The organism is Scandinavium sp. (genome assembly GCF_036271055.1).
GTDB lineage: Bacteria > Pseudomonadota > Gammaproteobacteria > Enterobacterales > Enterobacteriaceae > Scandinavium.
This window is the reverse complement of record NZ_DATBBJ010000063.1, coordinates 175,168-194,036: the sequence shown is the minus strand read 5'-3', so window position 1 is coordinate 194,036 and position 18,869 is coordinate 175,168. Positions and strand designations below refer to the sequence as shown.

The 18,869-nt window shown below is 51.3% G+C and carries 17 protein-coding genes; 11 read left to right on the top strand and 6 right to left on the bottom strand.

What is annotated here, in order from left to right; genetic code table 11:
• Window positions 1-65: 65 nt before the first annotated feature.
• Window positions 66-893, bottom strand: coding sequence for a protein bax (locus VH187_RS11400; RefSeq protein ID WP_329701562.1), 828 nt, complete (start codon window positions 891-893; stop codon window positions 66-68).
• 315 nt (window positions 894-1,208) lie between these two features.
• Between VH187_RS11400 and VH187_RS11395 the strand changes: the two genes are divergently transcribed.
• Together VH187_RS11395 and avtA are read left to right on the top strand one after the other, a co-directional pair.
• The gene (locus tag VH187_RS11395; protein WP_329701561.1) at window positions 1,209-3,239 is read left to right on the top strand and encodes an alpha-amylase; all 2,031 of its coding nucleotides are present in this window, start codon (window positions 1,209-1,211) and stop codon (window positions 3,237-3,239) included.
• A gap of 158 nt (window positions 3,240-3,397) precedes the next feature.
• The gene (gene avtA, locus VH187_RS11390) at window positions 3,398-4,654 is read left to right on the top strand and encodes a valine--pyruvate transaminase (protein ID WP_329701560.1); all 1,257 of its coding nucleotides are present in this window, start codon (window positions 3,398-3,400) and stop codon (window positions 4,652-4,654) included.
• Window positions 4,655-4,703: 49 nt separating this feature from the next.
• Here avtA and VH187_RS11385 read toward each other — a convergent pair whose 3' ends face one another.
• Together VH187_RS11385 and VH187_RS11380 are read right to left on the bottom strand one after the other, a co-directional pair.
• Window positions 4,704-6,635: a methyl-accepting chemotaxis protein gene (locus VH187_RS11385; RefSeq protein WP_329701559.1), complete on the bottom strand. Its 1,932-nt coding sequence runs from the start codon at window positions 6,633-6,635 to the stop codon at window positions 4,704-4,706.
• Between the two features lie 196 nt (window positions 6,636-6,831).
• Window positions 6,832-7,233 carry a winged helix-turn-helix domain-containing protein gene (locus tag VH187_RS11380; RefSeq protein ID WP_414713931.1) on the bottom strand — a complete coding sequence of 134 codons (402 nt, stop codon included), beginning with the start codon at window positions 7,231-7,233 and terminating at the stop codon, window positions 6,832-6,834.
• Between the two features lie 495 nt (window positions 7,234-7,728).
• Here VH187_RS11380 and VH187_RS11375 point away from each other — a divergent pair, with 495 nt between their 5' ends.
• Together VH187_RS11375 and VH187_RS11370 are read left to right on the top strand one after the other, a co-directional pair.
• Window positions 7,729-8,526, top strand: a complete 798-nt coding sequence (locus tag VH187_RS11375) for a winged helix-turn-helix domain-containing protein (RefSeq protein WP_329701558.1) — start codon at window positions 7,729-7,731, stop codon at window positions 8,524-8,526.
• Entirely contained in the window at window positions 8,513-8,980 is a 468-nt protein-coding gene (locus tag VH187_RS11370; RefSeq protein WP_329701557.1) for a hypothetical protein, read from the top strand. Before VH187_RS11375 ends, VH187_RS11370 begins: the two co-directional genes overlap by 14 nt.
• Before the next feature lie 4 nt (window positions 8,981-8,984).
• On the opposite strand, the gene VH187_RS11365 is transcribed toward VH187_RS11370, so the two are convergent.
• Complete coding sequence (locus VH187_RS11365) at window positions 8,985-9,806, bottom strand: helix-turn-helix domain-containing protein (protein ID WP_329701556.1); 822 nt, start codon at window positions 9,804-9,806, stop codon at window positions 8,985-8,987.
• A gap of 249 nt (window positions 9,807-10,055) precedes the next feature.
• On the opposite strand from VH187_RS11365, the gene VH187_RS11360 reads away from it, so the two are divergent.
• The 4 genes from VH187_RS11360 to VH187_RS23475 all read left to right on the top strand — a co-directional run bounded on the left by VH187_RS11360 (window position 10,056) and on the right by VH187_RS23475 (window position 14,723).
• Entirely contained in the window at window positions 10,056-11,456 is a 1,401-nt protein-coding gene (locus VH187_RS11360; protein WP_329701555.1) for an MFS transporter, read from the top strand.
• A gap of 10 nt (window positions 11,457-11,466) precedes the next feature.
• A complete protein-coding gene (locus VH187_RS11355) occupies window positions 11,467-13,422 on the top strand; it encodes a glycoside hydrolase family 127 protein (RefSeq protein ID WP_329701554.1) in 1,956 nt (651 codons plus the stop codon).
• 217 nt (window positions 13,423-13,639) lie between these two features.
• Complete coding sequence (locus VH187_RS11350; protein WP_414713933.1) at window positions 13,640-14,557, top strand: type I restriction enzyme HsdR N-terminal domain-containing protein; 918 nt, start codon at window positions 13,640-13,642, stop codon at window positions 14,555-14,557.
• Window positions 14,547-14,723 carry a hypothetical protein gene (locus VH187_RS23475; protein WP_414713929.1) on the top strand — a complete coding sequence of 59 codons (177 nt, stop codon included), beginning with the start codon at window positions 14,547-14,549 and terminating at the stop codon, window positions 14,721-14,723. Before VH187_RS11350 ends, VH187_RS23475 begins: the two co-directional genes overlap by 11 nt.
• 4 nt (window positions 14,724-14,727) lie before the next feature.
• Here VH187_RS23475 and VH187_RS11345 read toward each other — a convergent pair whose 3' ends face one another.
• Together VH187_RS11345 and VH187_RS11340 are read right to left on the bottom strand one after the other, a co-directional pair.
• Window positions 14,728-15,135 carry a type II toxin-antitoxin system HicB family antitoxin gene (locus tag VH187_RS11345; RefSeq protein WP_329701553.1) on the bottom strand — a complete coding sequence of 136 codons (408 nt, stop codon included), beginning with the start codon at window positions 15,133-15,135 and terminating at the stop codon, window positions 14,728-14,730.
• 15 nt (window positions 15,136-15,150) lie between these two features.
• Window positions 15,151-15,336, bottom strand: coding sequence for a type II toxin-antitoxin system HicA family toxin (locus VH187_RS11340; protein WP_329701552.1), 186 nt, complete (start codon window positions 15,334-15,336; stop codon window positions 15,151-15,153).
• A gap of 279 nt (window positions 15,337-15,615) precedes the next feature.
• On the opposite strand from VH187_RS11340, the gene VH187_RS11335 reads away from it, so the two are divergent.
• Genes VH187_RS11335 through VH187_RS11325 form a run of 3 tightly spaced genes read left to right on the top strand, consistent with a single transcriptional unit; the run spans window position 15,616 to window position 18,828 of the window.
• Complete coding sequence (locus tag VH187_RS11335) at window positions 15,616-16,071, top strand: MarR family winged helix-turn-helix transcriptional regulator (RefSeq protein WP_329701551.1); 456 nt, start codon at window positions 15,616-15,618, stop codon at window positions 16,069-16,071.
• Between the two features lie 26 nt (window positions 16,072-16,097).
• Entirely contained in the window at window positions 16,098-17,276 is a 1,179-nt protein-coding gene (locus VH187_RS11330; protein WP_329701550.1) for an HlyD family efflux transporter periplasmic adaptor subunit, read from the top strand.
• A 10-nt stretch (window positions 17,277-17,286) separates the two neighbouring features.
• A complete protein-coding gene (locus VH187_RS11325; protein ID WP_329701549.1) occupies window positions 17,287-18,828 on the top strand; it encodes a DHA2 family efflux MFS transporter permease subunit in 1,542 nt (513 codons plus the stop codon).
• Window positions 18,829-18,869 lie beyond the last annotated feature (41 nt).

Genomic DNA, 18,869 nt, shown 5'->3' with positions numbered 1-18,869 from the left:
ACAGCAGATGTAGAAAACAAAAACGCCTTCCAATGGAAGGCGTTTCAAATGAGTACCGGACAATGTTACATATGTGCCGCAATCAGACGCTGATTATCCTGGTACATACTGAACAGGTAGTTGTTGTAGCTCGACCCACGGGTCGAATAACCTTTCAGTTTGTGGATCATCGCGCTGGCCGTCACTTCCTGGTCCGTTTTACGCAACTGTGCACGGGACTTACGGAAAGAAGAGTAAGCCGGGTGCGTGTTCAGGTTTACTGCATACGCCTCAACGGACTCTTTTACCGAGTCAAAGTGAGTGTAGCCTTTCACCTTACCATTCCCCGCCGGGCATTTGCCTTTACCGCACTTCATGCCGAACAGGTTATTGTTGCTGCGCGCCAGCTTCGACGTGCCCCAACCACTCTCGGCTGCGGCCATGGTCGCGACCATGCTGCCAGGAATGATATCTACACGCTCAAGTAGCGAGTTCCATGGGATCTTACGCGTATTCCCGGACCAGCTGATTTTATAACGCTGGGCGATACCTTTCAGGCGAGTGCGCTCTGTCGGTGACCAACGCCCGTCGTACTGCTTGGAAACAAGCCAGTTACGATCGGCGGTGATTGCCGCATTTTGACTGGTAATATAAGGCATTACTGTCCGGAGAAACGCTTTTTTACGAGGTATTCCGGAAGGGTATTTTCGCAAATCAGGAAGTGAACTACTCTTTGCACTATTGCGAGAATACTCTTGTTTACTGCTTACCTTACTACTACTGCTTGTCTTAATTACTGGGGCTTTGTGACTCGTTGTTGCTGTGTGCGTCTTTGCTAGCACCCCACCTGAAAATGCACAGGTGAGTAACATGAGTATCGCGGCCCCATATCGTCGTATGGGAGTCGATATCATTAGGTCTCCTGGTCGGATTAAATCATTCCAACGCCTTGTATTATTCACATAACTGCGAAATGAATCGCAAATCATATCAAAAATACCCCGTCAACGCACTCTAAGAAATAGTCCAATTCTGAAACGATGTCACGCACTAAAGACACGCTTTCGCCTCACAAGTCTGAAAATACACACTTTATCGCAGAAATTCGTGTTCTGATTTGAGGCAGATCACTCACCCTGCGATGTCCTCCCTGGTAATGCCTCCGAGGGAGGAGGGATTGCATACCGACTGCTGGCAAAATGTTCAAAAACTGACTTCAGGTGACTGGAATGAAACTTGCTGCCCTTCTCACGCTCCTGCTACCCGGCATCGCGCTGGCTGCCTGGACCAGCCCGGATTTTCCTGAGTTCAAGCCCGATGGCAGCGGAAAATTTGTCAGCCAGAAAACGCTGACGAAGGGTACTCGCCCTTTAACGTTAAAGTTTGACCAGCAGTGCTGGCAGCCCACCACCGCCATCAAACTCAATGAGATGCTCTCGCTTGAACCTTGTACCGACACAGCACCGCAATGGCGACTGTTCCGCGACGGCGAGTACACCCTGACTGTCGATACGCGTTCCGGCACACCCACGCTGATGGTGAGCGTGGCAAGTACGCCAACAACTACCGCAAACGTTGAGGTTCGCCAGTGCCCGCGTTGGGATGGCAAACCGTTGACGCTGGATGTCAGCAAGACCTTCGCAGAAGGCAGCAAAGTTCGTGATTTTTACAGCGGGCAAACCGCAACCGTTAATGGTGGCAAAATCACGCTGCAACCTGCCGGCGGCAGTAACGGGCTGCTGTTGTTGGAAAATGCGCAGGCCAGCGCCCCCACAGCTTTCACTTGGCATAACGCCACCGTGTATTTTGTGCTGACCGATCGCTATGTGAACGGCAATCCGGAAAATGACAACAGCTACGGTCGCCATAAAGACGGTTTGCAGGAGATCGGCACTTTTCACGGCGGTGATTTGCAAGGGCTGACCAGCAAACTCGATTATCTGCAACAACTCGGCGTGAATGCGCTGTGGATAAGTTCCCCGCTGGAACAAATTCACGGCTGGGTAGGCGGTGGCACCAAAGGCGATTTCCCGCATTACGCCTATCACGGCTACTACCCGCAGGACTGGACCAAACTTGACGCCAATATGGGTAACGAAGACGACCTACGCCATCTGGTGGATGAAGCCCACAAGCGCGGCATCCGCATTCTGTTTGACGTGGTGATGAACCACACCGGCTACGCCACATTAGCGGATATGCAGCAATACCAGTTTGGCGCACTGTATCTGAAAGGCGATGAGCTCAAAAAAACGCTTGGCGAGCACTGGACCGACTGGAAACCCGGCCCGGGTCAGAGCTGGCACAGCTTTAATGACTACATTAATTTCAGCGATAAAACGGCGTGGGCGAACTGGTGGGGCAAGAAGTGGATCCGCACCGACATCGGCGACTACGACAACCCCGGCTTTGACGATCTGACGATGTCGCTGGCATTCCTGCCTGATCTCAAGACTGAATCAAAAGAGGTTTCTGGTCTGCCGGTGTTTTATCAGCACAAGCCAGATACCGCCGCCAAAGCCGTCGAGGGCTATACGCCGCGCGACTATCTGACTCACTGGCTGAGCCAATGGGTGCGTGATTACGGCATCGACGGATTCCGCATCGATACCGCCAAACACGTTGAACTTCCGGCATGGCAGCAGTTAAAAGCGCAGGCCACCGAGGCGCTGGCCGCGTGGAAGAAAGCCAACCCCGGAAAATCACCGGACGACGGGCCGTTCTGGATGACGGGCGAAGCCTGGGGCCACGGGGTGATGCAAAGCGCGTATTACAGCAACGGCTTCGACGCCATGCTCAACTTTGATTATCAGGATCAGGCGGCAAAAGCGGTGGATTGTCTGGCGAATATCGATCTCACCTGGCAGCAAATGGCCGACAAACTGCAAAACTTTAACGTCCTGAGTTATCTCTCTTCGCACGACACCCGACTGTTCCGCGAAGGCGGTAGCGAAGCGGCAGAGCTATTAATGCTCGCGCCTGGCGCGGTTCAGATTTTTTACGGCGATGAGTCTGCCCGCCCGTTCGGCCCGACCGGTTCAGACCCGCTACAGGGCACGCGTTCAGATATGAACTGGCAGGACGTCAGTGGCAAAGAGGCCGCCACCATCGCCCATTGGCAGAAACTTGGCCAGTTCCGCGCTCGTCACCCGGCTATTGGCGCGGGTACACAAACTACACTCTCACTGCCAGAGAGCTACGGTTTCGTGCGAGAAAAAGGTGACGATAAGGTGATGGTCGTATGGGCAGGTAAGTCCTGACAAATGCTATGCCTTTACAGCCTCAGAAGAGTGAAAAACTGCCTTACAAAATATAAACAGGATAAATAGCCAAAGACAAAATCATTCACTGGTTTGCACCTCGCTGGCGCAGAGGTTATGGTTAGCCCCTACCCAGAAGAGCTACAGAACACCTGCATATGACTTTTTCACTGTTCGGCGATAAATTCACCCGTCATTCCGGCATCACCCGCCTGATGGAAGATCTTAACGATGGCCTGCGCACGCCAGGCGCCATCATGCTTGGCGGCGGTAACCCGGCGCAAATCCCGCAGATGAATGATTATTTCAATAAGCTGCTAGCGGATATGCTGGAAAGCGGGAAAGCCACTGAGGCGCTGTGTAATTACGACGGCCCACAGGGCAAATCCGAGCTGCTGACGGCACTGGCTGATATGCTGCGTGACGAGCTTGGCTGGGATATCGGACCACAGAACATTGCACTGACGAATGGCAGCCAAAGCGCGTTTTTCTACTTGTTCAATCTGTTCGCGGGTCGTCGGGCCGATGGCACTACACGCAAAGTCCTGTTCCCACTGACGCCGGAATACATCGGTTATGCCGATTCTGGCCTGGAAGATGATCTGTTTGTTTCCGCGCGTCCGAACATTGAGTTGCTGCCAGAAGGCCAGTTCAAGTATCACGTCGATTTTGAACATCTGCGGGTAACCGAAGAAACCGGGATGATCTGCGTTTCCCGTCCGACCAACCCGACGGGCAACGTGATCACCGACGAAGAATTAATGAAGCTCGACGTGCTGGCGAATCAGCACGGCATTCCGTTGGTTATTGATAATGCTTACGGCGTACCGTTCCCGGGCATTATTTTTAGCGAAGCGCGTCCGCTGTGGAATCCAAATATTGTCTTGTGCATGAGCCTGTCTAAGCTCGGCCTTCCCGGCAGCCGCTGTGGCATTATTATCGCCAATGAGAAAATTATCAGCGCTATCAGTAATATGAACGGCATAATCAGCCTTTCCCCTGGCGGGATTGGCCCGGCGATGATGTGCGAAATGATTAAGCGTAATGATTTACTGCGCCTGTCTGAAACGGTTATCAAGCCGTTCTATTATCAACGCGTGCAGGAAACCATCGCGATAATTCGCCGCTACTTACCGGAAGAGCGTTGCCTGATTCATAAGCCAGAAGGGGCTATTTTCCTGTGGCTGTGGTTTAAGGATTTACCCATCACCACCGAAATTCTCTATCAGCGCCTGAAAAAACGCGGCGTGTTGATGGTGCCGGGTGACTTCTTCTTCCCCGGCCTTGATAAACCGTGGCCTCACACGCATCAGTGTATGCGTATGAACTATGTCCCGGAGCCGGAGAAAATCGAAGCAGGGGTCAAAATTCTTGCCGAGGAAATAGAAAAAGCCTGGCTTGAAAGCGGATGTTAAATATTAAGGGCTCTGAAATTAAAGAGCCCGCTTTGCACAATGCCTAAGGTCAGAACGTGGTCCAGTTGTCCGGATCACTGCTGCTTTTTGCTTTCTGTTTTGCCGGGTTCGCGGTTTGACTCGCCGTGTTACGACGTGATTTCGCCATCGGTTCGTTAGAGATCCGGAAAACGGAAACCGCTTCTTCCAGTTTCAGCGCCTGTTCTTCCAGACTGCTGGCTGCGGAAGAAGACTCCACCACCAACGCGGCATTCTGCTGCGTGGTGGTGTCCATTTCTGCCATCGCCTGAGCTATTTGCGAAATGCCACGGCTCTGTTCATCGGTCGCCGACGCAATTTCATTCATGATATCGCGCACCTGACCGACGGACGTTTCGATATCCGCCATCGCAGTACCCGCCTGTTCGACCAGCTTAAAGCCAGTATCAACAATGCCAACCGACTCCTTGATCAGCGTTTCAATTTCTTTCGCCGACTGGGCGCTGCGCTGGGCGAGATTACGCACTTCACCCGCCACCACCGCAAAGCCTTTACCCTGCTCTCCCGCTCGTGCCGCTTCTACGGCTGCGTTCAGCGCCAGAATATTGGTCTGGAAAGCGATCCCGTTAATGACGGTCGTGATTTCAGAAATCCGGTGCGCACTGTTTTGCACAGAGCGCATTGTCTCCACCACAGCACGTGATACTTCGCAGCCCTGACTGGCTTTTTCCGCCGCCTCTTCTGACAGCGTTCGGGCGTGCGTCGCATTTTCCGCGTTGAGCGCCACAGTAGAAGTGAGTTCTTCCATGCTGGCTGCAGTCTCAACCACCGCCGCCGCTTGTTGTTCTGTGCGCGACGAAAGGTCAATGTTGCCCCGCGCTATCTCCGTCGAAGAGTGCGTGACGTTGGCGACACCATCGCGGACATCGTGAATGATGCTTTTCAGGTTGCCATTCATCAGCGCCATCGCCTGCATCAATTTACCCAGCTCATCCCGACGCTGACTCTCAATAGAATGGGTCAGATCGCCATCGGCAATCCGTTGAGCCAGATTCAGCGTTTCGAGTAAGGGCCGCGTGATCGCACGGGTAATGAAATAAGCGAGTACCACCCCGATGAAAATACCGAGCGCGGCCACAACCTGCATTGACCATTGCACCTGATGCACGATGTGCTCAATCATCCGCTCCTGTTGGGTATGGAGCGCATTGATAGAATCTGTCAGTTCATTGGCTCGCGCGAATAATTTATCGGAAGCCACGCCCAACTGCGCCCAGGCCTGCTGATAGGGTTCAAGCGCATCAAGATATTGATTGAATGCCGCCATCGCGGTCACCGTAATGGCACGTTCTTTTTCTGGCAGCCAGGACTGCATCGACTGCGCATGACTAATGCCTTCCTGCAGCTTTTCTTTCATCGCTGCGAGTGTGGCTGATACAGGTTTTAGCTTGTAATCTGTCAGCCGCGAATCTATATCATTAAAGATGAAAGCCAGTTGAGCGGCCTGGTATTTTTGTTCAATAGAGAGCGAGTCATTAAGGCTAAGAGCAGCAATGATGCGTGAGTCATCACAGATCACAGCCGAATCAAGTAATTGCTCGGCTTCAATTTTTTTCTTCATTGCCAGATTAAACGGCGCACGTTCAGCAATGTAGTTGTTTACCGCATTCTCCGTACGCAACAGAAGCTGGCTACCGTCCTCAGACCAACTGAAATTTTTCAGCTCTTCCAGGATAGCCACCATTTTATTGATGGCTTCGGTATTTTTCTTCAGGTACGTCAGATCTCCCGTGTACTGGTAGCTGGTACGGCTTAGACGGGCATCAAAAAGATCGTTAATCAACTCAACGTTAATCGATCCTTTGAGGACTTTTTCCTGAATATTTTTCAAGCCTAAAATGCTGGTCAGCAGAATAGCAATCATCATAATGATGACGACCATAAACCCCAGCGTGAGCTTGCTGCCGGTTTTGAGATTTAAAAAATAGGATGAGATATTCATAGAATCACCTGATTCAGTTTTATAAACAGACTCAACTCACATAACAATGCGAGTTGCGATGTGCCAATCCCTTGGCTTTTTTACGAAAACTAAAACAACAAAAAAAGAATAAAAAAATTCCCCGGATAGGGCCTATCCAGGGAAAAGCGTGCAGGAAGACATCACTCTCCCAACGCAATCTCTCAATTTATTTCACTTAAATCGCCGGTTCGTTTTCTTTATAGTAAACAGGGCGAATCGTGTCGTCGGTTATACGATAACCGTCGTTTCGGGTATTACTGATAAAATCGACAGGTAAGCCGAGCATTTCCAGTTTTTTATTCAGGTTATGCAATACCTGCCATAAGCGCTGGGAAGAACAACTTAAATCATTTTCTTCCCACACTTTTCTTATTAATTCGTCTTTACTGACCGCCCGTTCGCGGGCATGGATCATTAAGTAAAGAAACAGTTCAAGCATGGTTTTATTTAAACCAATGGTCACAAATACAATACTTTTATCAGCATGCCGTGACGGTAAGCGATACAACCTTTGATTCTCAATATCAAAGTGGATCTCTTTCCCAATAAGGAAACCATGTAACTGATAGTCCATCATTACAACCTACAAGACGTTAAAGGCCATCGAGCACCGGCACATCATCTAAACTATTTCATTACAGTTTGTGCGGTCTAATATAAATCAATCAAAGAGACTTTCAATATCCGTACGAGCATGAACATTACGCTATAAAAAAAGCCATAATCACACATAAAAAAGCACACAAAACCATACTGGCAGAATAAAACTCCACGCCCATCACCTTTAACAGGTTAAGAATGTTCTCAAGTTGCGATACGTTAATAGCTCAACATAAAACAACATATTAATTCTCGATTGCAGGAATTTATTCTGCATGCCTCCGCTGTCATACTGGCTCGGCACTATACTGTTGATAACCGCGTTCCCTGGTGAGGCGAGAGGTTTCAACGAGGCTCATCATAGGTGATCGACCTCACAAAAGAGGAGTGAAGTTACCTGATCTCTCCTGATTCAGGATCTTGTAGTGAGAATTCATACCCCTAATCTGCACATTCTGGCGCTGTAAAAAACATGAAAAATGCATACCTTATCAATGAGATAATTTTATTTAGCCCGGAAAATTGCAGTCTGGTTCATCGGAATAGCTATCCATCGGGAAAAGTAACGCTGCACGGACCTGCTTCAGAGTGCCTTCACATTTTGCTGAGTCACGCGCAGCAGCCCGTCACGCAAAAGATGCTTTTCGAGCAAGTCTGGGAGAGAAAAGGCGTAATTGTTTCGACCAACACGCTGTACCAAAGCATTGCGTCAATTCGCAAGGGCCTGAAAGCGGTGGGGCTGGAAGAGGATATTATCCGTACGTTGCCGAAACAGGGTTTTCAGTGCAACGCCACGGTTCAAAGCGGACAAATAGATGAGTTTATTAGCCCACCCGCGGCCCCGATTACGGAAGTTATTCCCCCGGTAATAGAACCCGTAGCAACGACGACAGCGACGGATAACGTTTCGCGTAATAAATACGCATACGCTGCCGTACTGAGTGGCCTTATCACTGTCGCTATGGCAGGAAGCCTTTTTTATTGGCTAAATCAGACATCGCTCCCCCTTTCTCCTGAATATTTTTCTGCTGGAAACGTTGAAAAATGCACGCTGTACTCCTCCTGGTCAGGAGAAGAATACAGTCAGGAAGTCTTCAATGAGTTACGCCTGAGGCACCCCATCGACTGCGCCAAAAAACATACGGCTTATCTCACGATAAATCGCCTGCAATATGGTTCCACCTTGATGATTTGCAATCAGCCTCTCGAGCAGGAAAGCGTGAAGTGTCGCGCCATCATATTTAAGGATGATGAAGATGAAAATAAATAAACGGCTTTGGCTTTTCCTCATTCCATTTATGACTGGTGTGCTGTGTTTAGCTTATGCCGGATTGACCTCATGGAAAGAAACGCATTTTGCTTGTGATAGTCAACTGACGATGATCGATGCTTATGGCAATGACGATATTATTATGCACTTCCGCTTTGATGGTAAAACGGGGCATGTCGAAACCAGAGGAAAATATACCCCGTTAAAGGGTCAGCAAATCCAGACAAGTAATAAAGTAAGCTTTACTTTCTGGCGAGACGGCGATTCATTGGTGATGGTTTCAAATGATACCAATCGGCTGCCTAAAACTTCGCCGCCTGCGTTTGCTCACACGCCTGATTTCTTTAGCTCGCGTGAACGAGGGATCCGCCTCCAGGTTATTCGTAAAAACAAGGCGGGATACCTGTTCCTTTATGACGGCACACCCGCGCTCTATTGTGCGATAACCGACTGAAGGCTTAACCCGAATTAATATGCTCTTTGCAGTAGCGTCGCTTCCACGCTGCCGGGGTTAAACCCGTGTGCTTGCGGAAAATCTGTCGAAAATAGCCGGTGTCACTAAACCCGCACTGGCTGGCGACCTCTTTCAGTGACAGCGAATCGCTGATCAACAGTTTTTCCGCCGCCATAACCCGCTGTCGGTGGAGCGCTTCGGTTAGGGTTATGCGGAACGTACGCCGATAGACACGACCAAGGTAATCCGCGTTGCAATGCAGTTCTTTTGCCAGATGTGACGTAGAAAGCGGTAGGTGATATTGGGTGCGAATCGCTTGCTGTGCCCGGTACGCCAGCGCGACGCCTGGGCTGTCGCTGGGGTTCTCCTGCAAACTCGCCGCGGATAATTGCTGCAAGATGAGCAACAAAATACACTCCAGCGCGAGGCTGCGGTGCACGTTTTCCTGCTCGCTCAGGAACTGACGAAAAAGCGAGATGATGTACTGCGGGCTGCTGACGCTTGTGTGTTGAGGAATGCTCAGCAGCGTGCGACGCAAAGCTGAATGCGTTGCCTCATCCAGCCAGTCAAAGTGCAGCCAGTAAAATTTCAGATCCGCCGGAAAGGCCCCTTCGCCCACATGTTGTAGCCCCGGACGCAACAGCAAACTTTCTCCCGCCTGAACGGTAAAAAGTCGCCCTTCTTCGCGAATACTGAGCGTGCCCTGCTCCACAAAAACCAGCTCCCATGAACTCAGTTTTCGCGCCGGATGGCTGCCCATACCGCGTGAAATAAACAACCCGCCGTTTTGCACGTGAATCGGAAATGCTATGGATAATTCGAGCATGGATATTCAACATCTCGCTTTTTAGTTCAAAAAACTCACTCTTTCTCTTTGATTATTAATCATAAGTACCATTTTCACCGGATCATGATCACACTTTGTGCATCAGGTCGGAATTGTCACCTTTTTATACTTTCCTCTTCCCTTGTTGGTCTGCGCTTTCCAGGCAAAATTAATCAGGTGCTTTACACATCACACAATAAGCCCGCCTTAAAGCGGGTCACGCACTCTGACCTACGTGAGGAGTTTTCAATGACTTCTGCTCCGATTACACAGACCGATCTCGCGCAACAGACCGCCAACGACGCGTTGTCGCTGCGGGAAAAAATCGGTTACGGACTGGGCGATGCCGGTGGCACCGTTATCACCTGTCTTATCATGAATTTCCTGACCTTTTTCTATACCGATGTCTTTGGCCTGACCCCGGCGCTGGTCGGCACACTGTTCATTGCGTTACGCGTATTTGATGCGATTTCCGACCCGATAATGGGCGTGATTGCTGACCGTACACAAAGCCGCTGGGGGCGCTTTCGCCCGTGGCAACTCTGGATTGCAGTGCCGATTGGCATCATCGGCGTGCTAACTTTCACCGTGCCCGACGTCAGCATGAACATGAAAATTGTTTGGGCGTTCGGCACTTATCTGCTGTTGTCGGTTAGCTACACCGCCATCAACGTGCCTTACTGTGCGCTGATCAACACCATGACCACGCGCCATACCGAAGTGCTGGCCTGTCAATCCTGGCGCTTCGTGTTGTGCGGTGTAGCGGGCTTTTTGGTTTCCGTCGGATTGCCATGGCTGGTTTCTTCGCTCGGTAAAGGCGATGTCGCGCACGGCTATCAAATGGGCGTCGGCATTCTGTGTGCCGTGGCAGTGGTGATGTTCCTGTGTTGTTTCTTCTGGGTTCGCGAGCGCGTACCACTCGACACCATGGGCAAATTTACCCTGCGTGAGCACATCGCCGGACTGCGTAAAAACGACCAACTGCTGTTGATGCTGGTGATGTCTTTCCTGCTGATCAACATGTTCAACATCCGTGGCGGCGGCTACATGTACTTCCTCACTTACGTGTTGCAAGGCAGTACAGCCTACATCTCGCTGTTCTTCACTATGGTCACGTTTGCCTCCATTATTGGGTCGATCCTCGTCAATCCGCTGACCAAACGCGCCGATACCGTCAAACTTTACTACTACACCAACCTGATTTTGGCAGCACTGGCCGTCGCGATGTGGTTCCTGCCTGTCGGTCCTGCGTGGCAAACATTGTGGCTGGTCGTAATCCTCGGCAACGGCATTATCCTTGGCTTCACTTTGCCGTTGCACTTTGGGCTGATGGCCTTCGCCGACGATTACGGCGAATGGAAAACCGGCGTGCGCTCGTCGGGCATGAACTTCGCCTTCAACCTGTTTTGCATCAAGCTCGCCTGGGCGTCCAGTGCCGGGATCATCAGCCTGGTGTTTATCTTTGTGGCCTACCAGCCCGGTACGGGGAATCAAACCGCCGCTTCGCTGCACGGCATGACCGCGATGGAAACACTGCTGCCTGCGGTATTCCACCTGCTGTTGGCCTTCACCCTTCGCACCTGCAAACTCAATAACCCTATGATGTCGCGTATCGCCACCGATTTGCGCGTGCGCCATGTTCAGTCTTAAGGAGAACGTTATGTCTGTGATGGAAGTCGATCTGCACAAGCTCAAAGTCAACGATCCGTTTCTCGGTCAGTATCAGCAACTGGTTCGTGACGTGGTTATCCCGTATCAGTGGGACGCGCTTAACGATCGCATCGCGGAAGCGGACCCAAGTCATGCGATAGAAAACTTCCGTATCGCCGCCGGGCAACAGCAAGGTGAGTTTTACGGGATGGTTTTCCAGGACAGTGACGTAGCGAAATGGCTGGAAGCCGTCGCCTGGTCGTTGTGCCAAAAGCCGGACAGCGAACTGGAAAAAACCGCCGATGAAGTTATCGAACTCGTGGCTGCTGCGCAATGTGAAGACGGTTATCTCAACACCTATTTTACCGTCAAAGCACCACAGGAACGCTGGACCAACCTGGCAGAATGCCATGAGTTGTACTGCGCCGGGCACATGATCGAAGCGGGCGTGGCGTTCTTCCAGGCCACAGGCAAACGCCGTTTGCTGGACGTGGTGTGCAAACTCGCCGACCACATCGATAGCGTGTTTGGTCCGGCAGAAAACCAGTTACAGGGCTATCCGGGACACCCGGAAATCGAGCTGGCGTTGATGCGCCTGTATGAAGTGACGGAGGAGCCGCGTTATCAGACGCTAACAAATTTCTTCGTCGAACAGCGCGGAAAACAGCCCCATTTTTACGATGAAGAGTATGAAAAACGCGGAAAAACCTCGTACTGGAATACCTACGGCCCGGCATGGATGGTCAACGACAAAGCCTACAGCCAGGCACACCAGCCCATAGCGGAGCAGCCAACCGCCATTGGCCATGCGGTTCGTTTTGTCTACCTGATGACCGGTGTGGCGCATCTGGCGCGGCTCAGCAAAGATGAAGCGAAACGCCAGGAGTGCCTGCGTCTGTGGAACAACATGGCTCAACGCCAGTTGTACATCACGGGCGGTATTGGTTCGCAGAGCAGCGGCGAAGCGTTCAGCAGCGATTATGACTTGCCCAACGACACGGTATACGCCGAGAGCTGCGCGTCGATTGGCCTGATGATGTTCGCCCGACGAATGCTGGAAATGGAAGCAGACAGCCAGTATGCCGACGTGATGGAGCGTGCGCTGTACAACACCGTGCTCGGCGGTATGGCACTGGACGGCAAACACTTTTTCTACGTAAACCCGCTGGAAGTGCATCCGAAATCACTGAATTTCAATCATATCTATGATCACGTGAAACCGGTGCGTCAGCGTTGGTTCGGCTGCGCCTGCTGCCCACCGAACATCGCCCGCGTGCTGACATCGCTCGGGCATTACATCTATACCCCGCGCGAAGATGCGCTCTACATCAATCTGTATATCGGCAACAGCGCCGAAATCGCGGTGGGCGATGAGGCATTGCGCCTGCGTATCAGCGGTGAATTCCCGTGGAAAGAAAAAGTGACCATTGCCATCGACTCCGCTCAACCGGTACAGCACACGCTGGCGCTTCGTTTGCCAGACTGGTGCGATACGCCGCAGGTGGCGCTCAACGGCGTACCGGTGACGCAAGATATCCGTAAAGGTTATCTGCACATTAACCGCCGCTGGCAGGAAGGCGACACCTTGACACTCACGCTGCCGATGCCAGTTCGCCGCGTTTACGGCAACCCGCTGGTGCGTCACGTCGCCGGAAAAGTGGCCGTTCAGCGCGGGCCGTTGGTGTATTGCCTCGAACAGGCCGACAACGGCGAAGAATTGCATAACCTATGGCTGCCAGAAGATGCGACCTTCCACACCTTTGAAGGCAAAGGCTTATTTTCCCATAAAGTGTTGATTCAAGCCGAAGGCACCAAACAAACCTCCGCCAAACCCGAACAACAAGCGCTGTGGCATTACGACCGCTCACCCGCCAGTCGTCAGATGCAGACGCTAACCTTTATTCCGTGGTTCACCTGGGCCAACCGTGGCGAAGGGGAAATGCGGATTTGGGTGAATGAGGGGTAATTTTCTGTAAGAAGTTACCTTAATTTAAGTCCAGGTATCAGAGCTCAGGAAACTGAGTTCTGATAACTTCCAAATAATTCCATTGTTTTTCCTGCGTTTAGCATGAGTTGTGACCTTCTTCTCAGACATCCCCCCTTGCAATATGAACAATTATATTTGTGAAACACCATTTTATTTATTATTCAAATAACAACTTAGGCTACATTTTCAAAAGGTTATTGCCATGGAATTTAATGAAAAGTTATACGCATTGTCTGCCAAGATAAAACAACAACAGGATGCTATTGTCACCGAAGAAGCCACTAAAAACGCGTTCGTTATGCCATTTATCCACAACGTGTTGGGATACGATGTTTTCGATCCGACAGAAGTGACACCGGAATTCATTTGCGATGTTGGAACGAAGAAAGGTGAAAAAATTGACTATGCCATCCATAAAGACAATGAAATTCAGATCCTCATTGAATGTAAAAAGATTGGAGAGCCTCTAAACGTTAACCATGCTTCGCAGCTGTTTCGTTACTTCCATGTGACTAACGCAAGGATTTCAATTCTCACTAATGGTCAGATTTATAAGTTTTTCACCGATCTTGATGCGCCAAATAAGATGGATGAGAAACCTTTCCTTGAGATTGATCTGCTTGATATTGACGATAATCTCGTACCGGAGCTGGTAAAACTGACCAAAGTGTCCTTCGATTTGGAATCGATAATTAATGCGGCTGGAGAACTGAAATATGTCAGCCAGATCAAAAAAATCCTCCATGCTCAGTTGAATAATCCCGAGGACGACTTCGTTAAATTCTTTGCCTCACGTGTTTACGAAGGCATGCTGACGCAGAAAGTCCGCGAATCCTTTTCAAATCTCACCCAAAAAGCGGCGAGCCAGTACATTAACGACCAGGTAAACGAACGCTTAAAATCGGCCATTACCGGTGTAAACCCCGTAAGAACCGCTGTCGAAACAGAGACTAAAGAAGCAGAGCCTGAGCAGCTACGTGATGAAAATGACGTCATCACTACGCAGGAAGAAATTGAGGGCTACCACATTGTCAGAGCCATCACTCGAACGGTTATCGATGCGCAGCGAATCACACACAGGGACACGAAGAGCTACTTCGGGGGTGTTGATTGACGATAACAACCGTAGACCACTTTGCCGCTTGCATTTCAATCGTTCGCAAAAATATCTCGGCCTGTTTGACATCGACAAAAATGAAACTCGTCACCCGATCGAGACCCTCGATGATATTTATTCGTGGGCAGATGTGTTGAAAGCAACCGCCGCACTCTATCTCTGAGCATTCACCCGAGCAGCGCCCTGCGTGCTGCTTCGGCCAGAAAAGCACTACGATTGCTGAAGCGCGGATGTTCGCGTACGAAACCATCAATTTTAACTAACAGGCGGCGCGGTAGGGTGATGTTGATTCGCTCTGCGCGCCCATCAAACTGGTTCATATTGATATCGACCAGCAGCCACTGCCCACCGGCAAAGTCCTCTGGGCATTTTTCCAGATGATGTTCAACGATACCCGGATGAGGGATCTCTTCCTGCATCTCGCATAGCGTTTCAAAATGCGCCGTTAACGCACTTCTTGCATCCTGAAAAGCGTCATCCAGCGTGTCACCCGCAAAATAGCAACCAGGCACGTCGGGGAAAAATCCGCTGGCGCTGCCGTCAGCATCGGTATGGATATAGGCCGGATAGAACATGGGCGCTCCTGATAGTTAATGTTTGAGACCTGCCTGCCGCCAAATTTGCATCAACGTCCCTTGTTTGATGTCTTTTCGCGGATGTGGAACGGTGACCAGACCGGAACGTTCGGGGTGATGAAACTGATGATGGCTTCCCTTCGTACGTTTTTCGATCCAGCCGTGCTGTTTCAAAATCCCTATGACTTCTGCACTGGTCACTTTGCCTGCCTTAAATGATTATACACATCATACACACAACATCAGTTACAGGCATCACGATATCGCGACCTGTAGCATCCGTCTGCCAGCAATTCTCCATTTCAGAAAGCCCCACGCACAAAAGTTAACGTTCACTGCAAACGACAGATTCTTTTGCGCTTCTGCCCGCAAAACCGAATCTCTCAGCAGTTTGTCAATCTGTGTGCTTTACGCTGACACTGTTTGACAATTCATGACCAGGCAGTAATCATTACTTTAATTACTGACCAGGCAGCTATCATGACGACAGACTCACAACCCCTCAGCAAAAATCTGCATCTGGGTTTACTCTTTCACCTGACCAACCAATTTAAAGATCATCTCATTGGTCATTATTTTTCGGGGGCAGGCATTACCGCGCCGCAATTTAAAGTGTTGATTAACATCTATAAAGGCAACACCAGCCCGGCCGAGATCTGTAAAAGCCTGTTGATGGATACCGGAGCGATGAGCCGGATGGTTGAGAGAATGGTGAAAGGTGATCTGATTGAACGCCATCGCAACCCACAGGACAAACGCCAGGTTATTTTGGCGCTGACAGAAAAAGGGCAAACGCTCTGCAAAACGTTTGAAAATGAAGCGCTGAGCGCAATCCTGGCTGATTTAACGGCCCGTCTGACACCGGAAGAATCCCAACAGCTGCGAGCACTGCTCATCAAAATGCTGCCGGATGAATTCACGGCTCCCCATCGCTAAATATAAATAGAAAGGCCATTATCATTATGGAAAACAACACCCTGGAACCTGCAAAGCGTCCCAGCCGACGCAAACGCAATTTCGCCATTTTACTGCTGATCCTCATTCTGGCCGCCGCTGGCTGTCTGGCGTGGTATCTGCTGTATGCCCGTTATTACGAATCGACCGATGATGCTTACGTCAACGGCAATCAGGTCACGCTCACGCCACAAATTGCTGGCACGGTTACGCAAGTCACCGTTGATGAAGGTGATTTTGTGCAGAAAGGGCAGACGCTGGTGCTGCTTGACCCAAGCGACACCGAGATTGCCCTGCAACAGGCAGAAGCCGATCTCGCCAGTACCGTTCGTCAAGTTCGTGGCCTTTACAGTACCGCTGATAACTATCGTGCTCAGGTGGCGGCGAAAAAAGTCGCGCTGCAAACGGCGCAAAATGACTACAACCGTCGACAGAAAATCTTTGCCACAGGCGCTATCGCGGCGGAAGAACTCTCCCATTATCGCGATGCGGTCACCAGCGCGCAGAGCGATTTAGCCTCTGCTCAGCAGGCGTTGAAAACCAACCAGGCCATGGTTGATGACACCGTTATCGACAGTCACCCGGAAATTAAAACGGCTGCCGCCACGCTGCGTCAGCGCTATCTCGATAACTCCCGCAGCACGATTGTGGCCCCGGTTAGCGGCTATGTTGCGAAACGCGCGGTTCAACTCGGGATGCGTGTGACATCCGGCACCACGCTGCTGTCTATCGTGCCACTGAAAGAAGTGTGGGTTGATGCCAACTTTAAAGAGAGCCAGATGCAGGACATGCGCCTGGGACAGAAAGTGACGCTGAATGCCGACCTGTACGGCGATGATGTGCAATATAAAGGCACCATCGAAAGCCTGGGGATCGGCACCGGCAGCGCCTTCTCACTGCTGCCTGCGCAAAACGCCAGCGGTAACTGGATCAAGATTGTTCAGCGTCTGCCCGTGCGTATTTTGCTCGACGAGCATGACATGCAGAAACACCCGCTGCGCATCGGTCTGTCGATGAATGTGAAGGTGGATATTCGCGATCTCGACGGGCATCTGCTGCCGCAAAAAACCGTCAGCGAGCCACGTTTCACGACCGATGTGTACGACACGCCGATGGCCGCCGCCGACAAACTGGTTGCCCAAATCCTGCATGACAACAGCAGCGCCGTAGCCGCCGCGCAGCGCTAAGAGAGAAGCAATGTCAGAGCCGAAGGCCGCCTATACGCCACCCAGCCTGTTTCTGGCGACGCTGGCGCTGTCGCTTGCCACGTTTATGCAGGTGCTGGATTCCACCATCGCTAACGTGGCCCTGCCGACCATTTCCGGCAATCTCGGGGTCAGCGCCGATCAGGGCACATGGGTTATTACCTCCTTTGCGGTGTGTAACGCCATCGCCCTGCCGCTCACCGGTTGGTTTACCCGACGCTTTGGGCAGCTACGGCTGTTCATCGCCTCGGTGGTGTTTTTCACCCTGACGTCATTCCTGTGCGGTTTCGCCCACAGCATGACCGAACTCATTATTTTCCGTGCATTGCAGGGGTTCTTTGCCGGGCCGATGTTCCCGATGTGTCAGACCCTGCTGCTGGTTATTTTCCCGCCAATGAAACGAAGTATGGCGCTGGCGCTGCTGTCGATGGTGACCGTGGTCGCGCCCATCGTTGGGCCCATTACCGGCGGCTGGATAACCGATAACTATTCCTGGCCGTGGATTTTCTACATCAACGTACCGATCGGGATTTTCGCCTCTATCGTGGTCTGGTCACAGCTACGCGGACGCGAAGAAACCACGCAGTCGTCGCCGATTGACTATATCGGTATCGCACTGCTAGTGCTGGGCGTCGGTCTGCTGCAGGTTGTGCTGGATAAAGGTAATGATGAGGACTGGTTCGCTTCCACATCCATTATCGTGATGTCGGTTATCTCGGCTGTCAGCCTGATTTCGTTTGTGATGTGGGAGCTTGATGAGCGCCATCCGATCGTGAATCTGCGCCTGTTCAAAGACCGCAATTTCGCGATTGGCACGCTGTCATTGATGCTCGGCTATGCGGCATTTTTCGCCATCAACATCATTCTGCCGCAATGGCTACAAACGCAGATGGGCTACACCGCTATTTGGGCCGGGCTCGCCGCTGCGCCGATGGGCTTTTTACCGTTGTTGCTCACGCCGATTGTGGGGCGCTACGCCACCAAAGTCGATTTGCGCATACTGTGTTCGGTGTCATTCCTGACAATGGGCGCGTCGTGTCTGATGCGTGCGCAGTTCAGTACCGATGTGGATTTCCGCACCATCGCGAGCGTGCAGATGTTTATGGGGATCGGCGTGGCGTTCTTCTTTATGCCATTGACCACCATTGTGCTGTCCAATTTGAGCGGTAATGAAGTGGCGGAAGGCTCTGGCCTCGCGACCTTCTTCCGCGTGCTGGGCGGCTCGTTCGCGTCCTCGCTGACGACATGGATTTGGCAGCGTCGTGAAGTGTTCCATCATGCCAATCTGGCGGAAAACGTGTCGCAATATCATCCTGCGGCGGTGGATTACGTGCAGAAAATGGGTGGCCCGTCGCAGCAGAATTTTGCTTTGATCGACAAAACCATTGAGCATCAGGCGTACATGATGTCGACGATCGATTATTTCTGGATCCTCGGTTGGGGCTTTATGGGGCTGATCCTGATTATCTGGTTCACTCGTCCGCCGTTTGTGAAATCGGGTGGCGCGAGCGCGGCACCCACAGCGGCACATTAACGGTATTTTGCCCGGTGGCGCTCACGCTTACCGGGCATTTT